The sequence below is a fragment of the Vibrio chagasii genome (genome assembly GCF_002954585.1).
GTDB lineage: Bacteria > Pseudomonadota > Gammaproteobacteria > Enterobacterales > Vibrionaceae > Vibrio > Vibrio chagasii_A.
Window position 1 is genome coordinate 1,136,735 of record NZ_MSCI01000001.1, and the last position, 12,780, is coordinate 1,149,514.

Genomic DNA, 12,780 nt, shown 5'->3' on the forward strand with positions numbered 1-12,780 from the left:
GTCTATATCATTTTCTAAACCATGTTACCGCTTGAAAGGATTAAAGCTTAAATGAACCAACCATCTTATCTAGGCGAGAAGACAAGTCACGAAGCTCTTGGCTCGCTTCAGCAAGTTGCTCAGCAGTGCCTGTTGTAACTTCGTTAATCGCGTTGATCTCTTCGATGTTCTGGTTAATGGTGTGAACCACTGTTGATTGCTCTTCAGTTGCAGTCGCGACTTGAGTGTTGCGGTCAGAGATATCAACGATACGGTCAGAAATACCACCCAACACATCAACCGCTTCATCCGATGCTGATACACCTTCAAGCGTAATCACTTTGCCCGCACTCATTGCGGTTACCGCATCTTTTGCATCACTTTGCAGTTGGTTGATCATCTTCTGAATCTCTTCCGTTGAATCTGCAGTGCGACTTGCTAAGTTACGGACTTCATCCGCTACTACCGCAAAACCACGACCTTGCTCACCGGCACGCGCAGCTTCAATCGCAGCGTTCAATGCAAGTAAGTTGGTTTGCTCTGAAATATCACGGATAACACCCAGAATAGAGCCAATGTCTTGAGTCGTAGAAGCCAGTTGCTCTACTACCTGCCCAGTGCTTTCGATGTCTTGAGCCAAACGGCTGATAGCATCTTTTGCTTTGTTCACAACAGAACGGCCAACTTCTGTATTGCCTGAAGCCTGTGTTGCCGTTTCAGCAGCGGTTGCCGCGTTCGATGCAATCTCGCTGATGGTCATGCCCATCTGGTTGATTGCAGCCACCACTTGAAGGGTCTGGTCACGTTGTTCTTGACTGTTGTCATGGGTGATGTGTGCTTTGTGAGAAACGCTCTCCGCCGCCACTTGAAGCGCTTGGCTTGTCGAGCATACTTCTTTCATCGACTCGTGAATCTTCTCAATGAAGCCGTTGAAGCCTTTTGAAAGCTGAGCGATTTCATCATTGCCTTTCACTTCGATACGCTGTGCAAGGTCACCATCACCTTCACCAAGGTCACTAAAACGCTTAGCTAGTAGTTTAATTGGCTGAGTAATGCTGTTTGCTAGCACTACGCCCATCAAGATAAATGCTAATGCCACAACCGCAGTCATGATCAGCATCTTTTGTGCTGTCTCATCGAGCTCAGCAAACACTTCACCCGTTGGTACCACGCCAATAACAAACCAGTCCATTGAAGACACATACAAACTTGCGACAAACAATTCTTGGCCTTGGCTTTCCGTTGTGATCAGGTTAAAGCCTGATTTATTCAAAAGTTGGCTCGCTTGAGGACCGTAAAGTTGTTGAAGAGAAGAATCACTGCGAGAACGCTCACGGTGAATCTGCACATCACCTTGGCTATCAGTTAAGAATACAAAACCAGTATTCTCAATTTTGAAGCCATTAAGCAGGCTCACCATGTCGTCCATCGATTTTGATAGACCAGACATCGCTAAACCAGAAGGCTGTTGGTAGTTAGCGAACATCTTCACTTCACCATTCGCTTCTTGGAACATGCTTACCATGGTTGGCTGCCCAGATTGAGTAAAGCCAAAGAACCAACCATCTTGTTGTTGGTTAAGCTGGCGTAGGAAGCCATTCTGGTTCCAGTAATACGCCGTTTGACGGTTCGCTACTGAAGCATCATTTAAGTTGTATTGGTTACGCACATTATTCAGTTGTTTAACCAACTTACTCTCTAACGCTGGATCGCGCTCTGTCGACTCGATTGCATCAGAAATGAATTCATTTGAAGCAATTTGCTCAGCGGCCAACAATAGCTGGGAAACTTCACGGTCAATCTCACCATTGATTCGCTCTAGCATTCCAGGAAGTTCAATATCGACCAGTCGATGACTCAGTACATCTCGTGCTTGTTGCTGCGCCATCGCGCCCACAATAACCGTAGAGGCAAGAACCGCAAAAGTAATACCCAGTACTACCTTTTGCTTAATACTCAGAGAGTTAGCTTTAAACATATTTGGACCTTTAAAAAGAATCGCTCTTAATTTGTATCCCTAAAACAGGGCTTTCTAGTGCACTCTTAGGCTGGAATGCACAGTCTGAGTTATGTTTCGGCAGGGATTGATAAAACTAGAGACTTTTCTCACAAAAAAACGCAAACGCAATGCAACAAGACAAATTATTCAACATACACATCAAATGAAACAGAATAAACCTAGCCAATATTTTAATTAATCATAAAATTCAATATGTTAAATTAAGACGTGTTGAACAAAAATATGAGAATCACCACGGCTTTATTATATAAATATCGGCTGATGTGATAAAAATCGCCTGATAAACGGATTACTCGCTAAGCGCTTGTAATTCGTTCCAAATTTGAAAAGATAAATTACGTGGATGTACCGGAACTTTTTGCTTTCAAGAAGTGACCAATACTCACAATAAAAAATCAAATGGCTACCCAGAGAGTCCAAAATGCACAAAACGAATTTCGAAGTCCTTCAAAACTATTTAGAGTCTCAAATTATTGGTCAGCAAGAGCTCGTCAAACAACTGATGATCGCACTACTTGCTGACGGTCATATTCTGGTTGAAGGTCCTCCGGGTTTAGCGAAGACCCGTGCAGTCAAATCACTGGCTGATTGTGTTGAAGGGGATTTCCACCGCATTCAATTTACCCCAGACTTACTGCCTGCCGACTTGACGGGCACCGATATCTTCCGACCAGAGACAGGCGAATTTACGTTCCAATCTGGGCCGATCTTTAACTCACTTATCCTAGCGGATGAGATCAACCGTGCTCCTGCAAAAGTGCAAGCAGCGATGCTAGAAGCAATGGCGGAGAAGCAAGTCACTGCTGGCCGAAAAACCTACGCCCTACCTGACCTATTTTTGGTGATGGCGACACAAAACCCGATTGAGCAAGAAGGTACATATCCACTTCCAGAAGCTCAATTAGACCGTTTTCTGCTACACCTTGAAGTTGAATACCCAGACATGGAAAGTGAGCTTGAGATCCTGCGGCTCAACCGTGGCGAAGCTCAAGGTAACGAATCGGCACAGCCACAAGAGATCTCTCAACAGACTATCTTTGAAGCGCGCCAAGAAGTACTGAATATCCACATGGCAGATACCATTGAGCAGTACATCATCAGACTGGTCATGGCAACTCGCCAACCTAAGCAGTACAGCGACCAACTGGATCAGTGGCTAGATATGGGTGTGAGTCCACGTGCGACTATCGCTCTCGACCGCTGCGCTCGTGCACATGCTTGGCTTGCAGGCCGCGACTACGTCACACCTCAAGATGTTCAAACGATGGCATTTCCTGTCTTGCGTCACCGCCTGCTTCGTAGCTACCACGCACAAGCTGAAGGTGTCACAGCAAACCAAGTGATTGCACACCTAATTTCGTTGGTTGGTTGCGCATAGGAACACGCGCATGAATAATTTATTACCGAACCACAGTGACGGCGTGATGCTGAACCTAGACGAACTGCTGCAGTACAAAGCGCAGTCTGTTCGATGGTTACCTCCAGCGAAAAGCCTCTGGTCACAGCTCAATGGTCAACACGAAAGCAACCGTAAAGGTCGCGGGATGAATTTCTCAGAAGTTCGCCAGTACCAAGCGGGCGATGACATACGCAGCATTGACTGGCGAGTAACCGCAAGAACAGGCAAAGCGCACACTAAGTTGTTCTCTGAAGAGAGAGAACAACCTGTCATCTTGTACTTAGATTTATCAAGCAGCATGATTTTCGGCTCAACCTTATTACTGAAATCGGTTCAACTTGCGCACTTTGCTAGTCAGTTGTGCTGGCTAACCGTCGCTCAAAAAGACCGAATTGGTGCAGTCATCGATACCGGTAAAGAGATCATAGAAATCAAACCGAGTGGCAGTAACCATGCTCCTTTGCGTATTTTGCAAAAAGTCATAGAAATCAATAATGCAGCGCTAATCAACGACGATAATCGTTGCAATACTACCTTAGAGCATGGATTGAAGTCTCTTCATCAACTTTGCCCAAAAGGAAGCGATATTATTATGCTCAGTGACTTTGTACGTTACCAAGAAAGTGACTACTCACTTATCAGTCAAATTCGCCGACACAACAGAGTACGTCTTGTACATTTTTATGACCCGCTAGAGCAAGGTCAAACGGCCTATAAAGGCTCAAAACAAGTCACCGATGGCAGTAAAACACAGTGGTTTAACTTCTCCTCCACGAAAGAGAAGCAAAAACTCAATCACGCGTTCTCATTAAAAAAACAGCAGCTACAACAGCTGAGCTTATCTCTCGCGATACCCTATAGCTCGTTGTCGAGTGCACAGCCATTGATGAGCCAGATATCAGGAGCTCAGTCATGAAGCAGCCCTTAGATTTAAGCCCTGTGATTACACCAGATGCGCCAACATGGTGGCCTCTGGCGTGGGGTTGGTGGGCAATGATTGTCACATCCATCATCTTGATTGCCCTTGTATTTTTCATTGTAAGACGCAGAAACAACAATCAACAGGCGAAGCAAGAAGCGCTGTCTTACTTCACTAATAGTCAGTCTTCAGATCGTTTGTCTCCGAGTGAAGCACAACGCATCCTTCGTCAGGCTGCATTGAGCTACTTCCCACGAGAAAAAGTAGCAGGCCTAGCTGGTGATGATTGGTTGAAGTTCTTAGACGCGCAATTGAAAAAACCGTTGTTTGTAGAGAAACAAGCTCATTGGCAACAGTCACTCTATCAAGATCCAACTTCAATGAACGAAGAACAACATAAAGTCCAACAACAATTGGTGACTGACTGCGAAACTTGGATTCGCAAAGCCCTTCCTCCAAAGCGAGGTCGTTATGAGTAATCTCCTAAGCACTAACTTACTAAACATTGAATTCGTTTGGTGGTGGATGTTTTTCCTCGCACCATTGCCGTTTCTCGTTTACTTGTTCTCACCTAAAGCAGAATCAAGCGGTGCTCTCAAGCTTCCATTTCTGCCAGAAGACAGTAATACCAAAACACCGAGTACTCGCTTACCAAAAGCGTTGTCAGTGCTTATTTGGCTACTGCTAGTAACGGCGAGCGCTCGCCCGGTCTGGTATGGCGAACCCGTTGAGTTTCAACCGAAGCACCGTGATTTGATGTTGGTCGTTGACCTCTCTTATTCGATGAGCCAAGAGGACATGCAATTCAATGGCGAGTACATCGACCGCTTATCGGCAGTGAAACATGTGTTGAGTGACTTCATTGAACGCCGCAAAGGCGACCGAGTTGGTTTGGTGCTCTTTGCCGATCATGCCTACCTACAAACACCTTTGACTTTGGATAGAGACACGCTGTCACAGCAGCTCAATCAAGCAGTCCTAAGACTGATCGGTAATCAAACCGCGATTGGTGACGGCATTGGATTGGCGACCAAAACCTTTGTAGATAGTGATGCGCCTCAACGTGTGATGGTACTACTCAGCGACGGCAGTAATACCGCCGGGGTGTTAGACCCACTAGAGGCCGCAGATATTGCCAAGAAGTACAACGCAACCATCTACACCGTCGGTGTTGGCGCAGGCGAAATGATGGTTAAAGAGTTCTTCATGACTCGTAAAGTAAACACCGCTCAAGATTTAGATGAACGCACGCTAATGGAAATTGCCAAACGCACTGGCGGTCAATACTTCCGAGCGCGTGACAGCAAAGAGCTGGCAACGATTTACGACACTATCAACCAACTAGAACCCGTGACAAATGCGACCAAAATATGGCGACCACAACAAGAGTGGTTTGTATGGCCTTTGTCGGCTGCCATGTTCTTCGCATTTATGCTGTTAGCCATTAGGAGAAACAATGTCTAACTTTACTTTTATCTACCCATATTGGTTGTTAGCACTTGCTGCCCTGCCCGCTATTTGGTGGCTCAGCAAGAAGCAATCAAAACAAGGGTTACTGGCGTCTCATATCGCGCGATATTTAGCCCCAGAATCAAGCAAACCGTCTAAAAACCGCAGTACTTACTTTGGGATCTGGTGGTTGGTTGGTGTTATTGCGCTAGCCGGACCAAGCTTTCAAAACAATGAGCAGCCTAGCTTTGAAAAAACACAGGCACGAGTTGTGATGATGGATATGTCGATGTCGCTCTACGCTACCGACATAAAACCAAACCGTTTAACGCAAGTGCGATATAAAGCGCTCGATCTACTCTCATTGTGGAATGAGGGCTTAACCGGAATGGTCGCTTACGCTGGCGATGCTTATACCATTAGCCCACTAACGTCAGACATCAACACCATTAAGAGCCAAGTACCGAACTTGTCTCCGGATATCATGCCTTACCAAGGCAGTAATGCCCCCGCAGCGGTTAAGCTTGCCATTGAGATGATGACTCGTGCAAAGATCTACCAAGGTGATTTGGTACTCATTGCCGATGACATCGATGACCAAGAAAAGAAAGAGATCGACTCGCTACTATCTGGTGGCAATTGGACGCTATCTATCTTGGCGGTGGGCAGTGAAAGTGGCGCACCAATTTCATTACCAAGTGGCTCGATGATGCAAACCGACTCTGGACAGACGGTAGTAGCAAGAACCAACTTAAAAAACATGCGCGATCTTACACGCAGCTATGGCGGCACCTTTACTGAGGTTCAATTTGATAATTCGGATGTTGAACACATAGCGAGCTATCTCGACCGCATTGCAACAACGACAGAAGTAACCAAAACTAATAACTCACTCAACACCAGAGTCAACAATGGCTTTTGGCTACTGCCATTCCTATTGCTACCTGCGCTTGGGCTGTTCCGAAAAGGCGTTCTTTGGTGTGGGTTAGCTGTGGTTCTATCATTTAGCCAACCGAATGCTGCGTTTGCAAGCCCGTGGAAAACCGACGATCAAGTCGGTTATCAACTTTATCAAGATGAAGATTTCCAGCAAGCTGCGGAACAATTCAAACAGCAAGAGTGGAAAGGCATCTCACAATACAAAGCGGGTGACTTCGAAGCGGCTGAGCAAACACTACAAGGTTTGACTGACGAAAGTGCTCGTTACAACCTGGCGAATGCTCAAGCACAGCAAGGCAAGTACGATCAAGCGATCGAAGAGTATCAACGCATTATCGAAAACAACCCTGATCATGAGTATGCGAAGAAGAATCTAGAGATCGTTAAACAAGCCCAGAAGCAACAGCAACAGCAACAGCAACAGCAACAGCAACAGCAACAGCAAGATGATTCTCACTCCAAAGACCAAAAAGACCAAGACCAGCAGAATCAGCAAGGTCAGCAAGGTCAGCAAGGTCAGCAAGGTCAGCAAGGTCAGCAAGGTCAGCAAGGTCAGCAAGGTCAGCAAGGTCAGCAAAATGATTCTTCACAAGGCTCGCAGGATCAACAGCAAAACTCTGCAGACGCTGAAAATTCGCAGAGCAAAGCTGATAGCCAATCTCAAAACGCAAACCAAGAGCAAGCCAAAGACCAATCGAGTGCAAACACAGGCGACCAAGAGGGCGAGCGATCTAAGCAGCCAAATACAGCAAACCAGTCTGAGGAAAAAGAGCAGAATAAGTCGCAACCTCAAAGTGCAAGTGCACAGCAAGCTTCAGGTGAGAAAGGTGATAAAGATGGTCAACAAGCTTTAACACAAGCCTCAGATAAGCCGCTATCAAATGACCCGGATATGCGAAAGCTTGAGCAGGTAGAGAGCGTCCGAGATCCAAGCCAGCTGCTTAAAGCGCAAATGATTTTACAAGCACAACAAAAAAGTGCCCCTAACAACCAGAACAAAAAGTGGTAACCATGCGATTTCTAAATAAGCCATTTTTATCCATAGCCCTAACACTGCTTTTGGGCGCTTTCTCGTCATTTTCAGCATTGGCGGCGAATGCCGTAGCGAGCGTTTCACAGAACAGTGTCACCAAAGATGAAGTATTCTTACTTAGAGTGACCACTGACGAGAAGGTCTCTTCTGATGCTCTGGATCTCACCGCACTTCAGCAAGACTTCTATGTCGGTACACCAAGTTTTGGTTCATCGATGCGAATCATTAATGGTAGCCGTTCGGTTTCTAGTGAATGGAACATCACCCTTGCTCCACTGCGCTTAGGCCAAATACAGATCCCGAGCTTTGATATTGAAGGGGCTAAAACCAAGCCTATCACCATCAATGTGGCCGTTAACAAAGCGGCGCCCACTCAACATGATATGGCTGAGTTTCAACTTAATCTAAGTAAGAGCTCACTATACCCACAAGAGACCGCAGAGCTTGATGTAAAGCTGATCATTAAAGCAGACCCAAGAAGGCTGCAAGATCCAAAAATAGCGCCACCAAGCTCTTCTGGCTTAGACGTAGAACCTATTGGGGAATCGAAGCAGTTTCAAGACGTTCTCAATGGAAAGGAGGTGACAGTAGTTCAACAGTCATTCCGAATCTCGTCACAAAAAGCAGGTCAATTTAAGCTGAACGGGCCGAAGCTAACAGGAGCAGTTGTCTACTCAACCAACAACTCCAGTGCAACTCGACTGTTCCAACTCGACACGCCCGTTGAAACCTTAGATGTCACCGTAAAGGATGTGCCAAAAGGCTACAAGGGTGAGTGGTTACCTACATCGAACTTCAAATTGATTCAGCAATGGTCGGATAGCCAAGGCAACGAATTAACGGCTAACAAGGGATTAGCAGGTGGCAAGCAAGCCATCGAAATGGAAGTGGGTGATTCTTTAACTCGTACTATTACCATGACGGCGAGTAACTTAACGCAGCACCAACTACCAAAACTGAATATCACCTACCCTAAATCGGTTCGTATTTATGAAGAAAAGCCGCAATTTGGTACCACAAAATCCGGCGATGCAGTTGTAGTGTACAAACAGGTTCTAATCCCAAAAGAAGCAGGAAATATCTCGCTTCCTGACGTTTCCCAAGCTTGGTTCAATACTGATGCTCAATCAGAACAAACCAGTAAAGCTCTGGGCTTAGAGCTAGCAGTAACAGCAAGTGATCGTGTTGTATCAAGCACACCTCCAGTTGCTAGCGCACCGCTCCAACAAACAGCGCCAACGGTGATTAATGTCGATAACCCTGGTTTCTGGCCTTATCTCACCGCCCTATTCGCTGCTTTGTGGTTAATCAGCTCAGCAATGGCTTTCTACTTCTGGTCACGCCGTGGAAAAATCACACAATCGAAGCACCCAGAACAAAGAACTTCCAATACCGAAGAGGCGTTAGTCAGCGCTCTAAAGGCGCACGATGGTGTGATGATCAGAACCTTGTTTGAACAATGGAAATCTGAAAATACAGATCTAAGTGATGAGGCGTTGCAAACCGTTGAAGCCGAACTCACCAAGCTAAACCAAAGCCTTTACGGTGAAGCCGGTTCATCAGCCCAAACATGGAGCCCTGAACTGGCAATCAAAACGGTGAAGAAGCCCAAGAGAGTCGCGAGTAAAAAGCAGAGTAGCTCACTAGAAAAGCTTTAGTCGACACTGCTCATCAAGAACAGTAAAACACAAAGGCCGTTGATCATATGGAGATCAACGGCCTTTATTTTAAGAAAGAGAGGCTGCAACTTTTTTACGCTTTAATGCAGAAACAATTCGATTTCGCCCTGAGTCTTTGGCTTGATATAAGGCTTTATCTGCCTTGCCATATAACAGATCAAAATCGAATTGATGCTGGTCAGAAGTTATCGAGGCATAACCCACGGATGCGGTTAAATAAGGGCTGGTACTACTTTCACAATGGAGGATTTTTGCCTCTTCAATGCATTTTCTAATCGATTCTGCACGTTGCTTTGTCTCTGAGTGATTCGTACCAATCATCAACAACATAAACTCCTCTCCGCCAATCCGACAGAAAGTTTCTTTGTCATTGTGAACATGAGCATTCAGTATCTCGCCTACCGTCCTCAGAGCTGCGTCCCCTTCAGTATGACCATAGACACTGTTGTACAAACCAAAGTGATCAAGGTCGACAAGGATTAACCCAAATGTGATTTCATGCTGTGAGGCAAACGCACCTTGATCGTTGCAATTCAAATCGTCTAAAACCTGCGACAACATACGACGGTTTCCAAGGCGCGTAAGAGGATCTAGCTTAGAGATGATGTCTAATTGCTCATTCGCCAACTCCAGCTCTTGAGTGCGCTTACTGACTTCTTGCTCCAGTGTTTCATTGAGCTTTTTCAGCTCTTCTTGAGCCATGGTTCTTTGCAGTACCTCAGCAAGGCTTGAAGCAAAGATACGTATTACCTCACGAAGCTGTGAGGTTAAAGGGCTACGAGTTAGCAAGTTGTCGGCAGCGATAAACGCAATAGGCTCACCCGTGTTTGTGGTGAGCATAGTCATGGCCGTCCAACCAACGCCGACAATATTGAAATCGTGATAAATAGGGACTGACTCCTCGAACGCGACTTGGTTCGGGCAAGCACGTGCTGCTGCGACAATGTCACGTTCCACCAGCTCAGAGCGATAATAAGACTCATCGACAATATCGCCTTTGATGTCGGTGCCCCACGTACCTTGCATGTAACTGCACTTTTTGTCCGTCAAGAAAACCGCAAGTCGATCGATACCTAGATGTTGAATCGCAAAACTCACAGCTGACTTACAGACTTCACTGACGCTATCGCATCGAGACAGCTCAACCATACTCGAGTGCAACATACGTATGTTCTGCTCTTGGCGCTTGCGAATATAGATCTGAGAAAGCAGAGAGCCAAAAGACTCAAGCATCTGCTTTTGATAATCAGTAATCGGTGAGCGATTAATGTAGTTATCCATGGCAATCCAGCCAACAGGCTTGTCGCCTTCACGCAAGATGAGCATGCCATTCCAGCCCTGCCCGACCACCTTACCTTCTGTATACAGAGGTGCATTACCGATAATGACTAGGTTCGTGTGATTATCAGACAGCGCTTCGATGTATTCCGCTTCAAGTTGATGCAAATCGTATTGAGTGTGGTGTTCACTGTTAGTTTTACCCGCTTCGTCGGTGCCATAAGTGCCGCTGAAACAACGCTTTTTCATATCAAGCAACATGAAGATCGCTCGATCAAACCCTAGCCTATCTCGAACAGCCTCAACAGAGGCTTTATACAAAGCATCGAGTGACTCAGGGTTAGACAGTTCTAATGCGACCTGATGGACCAACTTCATGTTCTCAACAAATAACTCACGTAGCTTTATCTCATCTAAGTATTGAGCTTCACGAGTGTCTCTGTGTTTGATTTCAAGCGCAGCGTTCTTTTCAGCTCGAATGCACTGCCAACGGGCTGCGGCTAACTGAAGTACGTCAAGGTCTTGATCAAAAGTCTGGTTGATCTGCTCTGTACAACAATTTTGAACAATTAAATAAGTTCTGGAGGCAGGCGCATTATCGAGCATCATGATGAATGACTCACCGCCGAGTACCTTCATGTGTTCCCACTTACAGGTGTTGATAGCCATTGGCAAAACCCCGTCCGCGGTATCGAACTGAGCAACCCAAGGCCAAAATGTAGCGGGATAGTTCGCTAATGAAGTGAGTTCGCCGTAAGAGAATAGTGGTAATGCGTCGCTCTCTGGCGTTGGCTCAGCAAATATTCCAATCCCTTTGGGAGCTAGCACCTTAACCAGATAGTCAAAAAGAGACTCAGCCAACAGACGATGGTCGCATGTCGCAGATATTTGTTTTGCAAAGGCTTTAACAGGCACAGCTTCCTTCCATTGGCGATTAAGAATAAAGCAAAAATACAGAAGCCTTGATATGCAATCAATGTAAGTAAAAATGAGATGTTAAGCGGGTCGCAGTTTCACCTTTAACATTATCACAAGCTTGAGAAGGACGACAAAAATGGGATTCTCTGCCCAAAATTAGATCGACATTGGGGCTTTTTTAGACACATAAAAAAGCCCCACCTAAAGTGGGGCAAAACTTCCATCGCTTATAGTTATAGTGATAATTCTTTTGTTCTATTCGATTATCTAACCTGCGTTTCAGTTAGTGTGTAAAGGTATCTAATCGCTTAAATACCACACGTAAATCGACGATTAACCAAAGTCACCGTTAACGTAACCTTTAGTACGGTCATCTTTTGGCTCACTGAAGATGACACTAGTTTCGTTGTGCTCCACAAGCTCTCCCATTAGGAAGAAAGCAGTGCGGTCTGAGATACGACGCGCTTGTTGCATTGAGTGTGTTACGATAACGATAGTGAAGTCTTTCTTCAGATCTTCCATCAATTCTTCAATCTTGTGTGTCGCGATTGGGTCTAGAGCCGATGTTGGTTCATCCATCAGGATTACATCTGGTTCCATTGCAATGGTACGTGCGATACATAGACGCTGTTGCTGACCACCCGACAAACCAAATGCATGCGCTTTAAGACGGTCTTTTACTTCATCCCACAGTGCAGCACTGCGTAGCGAGCGCTCTACCACTTCATCGATGTGCTTTTTGTCCTTGATACCTTGAGCACGCAGGCCGTATGCGACGTTCTCGTAGATACTCATTGGGAACGGGTTAGGCTTTTGGAATACCATGCCTACACGGATACGTAGGTCAGCTACATCGATATCGCCATAGATGTCAGTACCATCCATATCAAGCTTACCTTTGATAGTAACGCCTTCAATTAGGTCATTCATGCGGTTCAAACAACGCAATAGTGTTGATTTACCACAGCCAGATGGGCCAATCAGAGCAGTCACCTGACGAGTTGGAATCGGCAGGTTGATAGATTTAAGCGCTTGGTTGTCGCCGTAAAACAGATCTAGGTTCTCAATATCAAATTTGTTCATGTTCGTAATCTCTAAATTCTTAAATTCGTGTCTAACTTGATGCTTTCTTTATCACGGGGCTCTCTTTGTTGTGGAGCCAATAGC

At 45.7% G+C, this 12,780-nt stretch carries 9 protein-coding genes; 6 read left to right on the forward strand and 3 right to left on the reverse strand.

Annotated features, from left to right (window positions below; translation table 11 throughout):
- Positions 1-40 precede the first annotated feature (40 nt).
- Positions 41-1,957 carry a methyl-accepting chemotaxis protein gene (locus tag BTO10_RS05400; protein ID WP_105023840.1) on the reverse strand — a complete coding sequence of 639 codons (1,917 nt, stop codon included), beginning with the start codon at positions 1,955-1,957 and terminating at the stop codon, positions 41-43.
- A 463-nt stretch (positions 1,958-2,420) separates the two neighbouring features.
- Between BTO10_RS05400 and BTO10_RS05410 the strand changes: the two genes are divergently transcribed.
- From BTO10_RS05410 to BTO10_RS05435, 6 genes are read left to right on the forward strand one after another with little or no spacing between them, the layout of a single operon-like run.
- A complete protein-coding gene (locus tag BTO10_RS05410; protein ID WP_105023841.1) occupies positions 2,421-3,377 on the forward strand; it encodes an AAA family ATPase in 957 nt (318 codons plus the stop codon).
- 10 nt (positions 3,378-3,387) lie between these two features.
- On the forward strand, positions 3,388-4,314 hold the full coding sequence (locus BTO10_RS05415) for a DUF58 domain-containing protein (RefSeq protein ID WP_105023842.1): 927 nt from the start codon (positions 3,388-3,390) through the stop codon (positions 4,312-4,314).
- Entirely contained in the window at positions 4,311-4,796 is a 486-nt protein-coding gene (locus BTO10_RS05420; protein WP_105023843.1) for a DUF4381 domain-containing protein, read from the forward strand. Before BTO10_RS05415 ends, BTO10_RS05420 begins: the two co-directional genes overlap by 4 nt.
- The gene (locus BTO10_RS05425; protein ID WP_105023844.1) at positions 4,789-5,781 is read left to right on the forward strand and encodes a vWA domain-containing protein; all 993 of its coding nucleotides are present in this window, start codon (positions 4,789-4,791) and stop codon (positions 5,779-5,781) included. Before BTO10_RS05420 ends, BTO10_RS05425 begins: the two co-directional genes overlap by 8 nt.
- Positions 5,774-7,714 carry a vWA domain-containing protein gene (locus tag BTO10_RS05430; protein WP_105023845.1) on the forward strand — a complete coding sequence of 647 codons (1,941 nt, stop codon included), beginning with the start codon at positions 5,774-5,776 and terminating at the stop codon, positions 7,712-7,714. The genes BTO10_RS05425 and BTO10_RS05430 overlap by 8 nt, the downstream gene beginning before the upstream one ends.
- Before the next feature lie 2 nt (positions 7,715-7,716).
- Positions 7,717-9,396 (forward strand): BatD family protein, encoded by a 1,680-nt coding sequence (locus BTO10_RS05435; RefSeq protein ID WP_105023846.1) that lies wholly within the window; start codon positions 7,717-7,719, stop codon positions 9,394-9,396.
- A gap of 69 nt (positions 9,397-9,465) precedes the next feature.
- On the opposite strand, the gene BTO10_RS05440 is transcribed toward BTO10_RS05435, so the two are convergent.
- A complete protein-coding gene (locus BTO10_RS05440) occupies positions 9,466-11,610 on the reverse strand; it encodes a sensor domain-containing diguanylate cyclase (protein ID WP_105023847.1) in 2,145 nt (714 codons plus the stop codon).
- Positions 11,611-11,946: 336 nt separating this feature from the next.
- The gene (pstB, locus tag BTO10_RS05445; protein ID WP_105023848.1) at positions 11,947-12,696 is read right to left on the reverse strand and encodes a phosphate ABC transporter ATP-binding protein PstB; all 750 of its coding nucleotides are present in this window, start codon (positions 12,694-12,696) and stop codon (positions 11,947-11,949) included.
- Between the last annotated feature and the right edge of the window lie 84 nt (positions 12,697-12,780).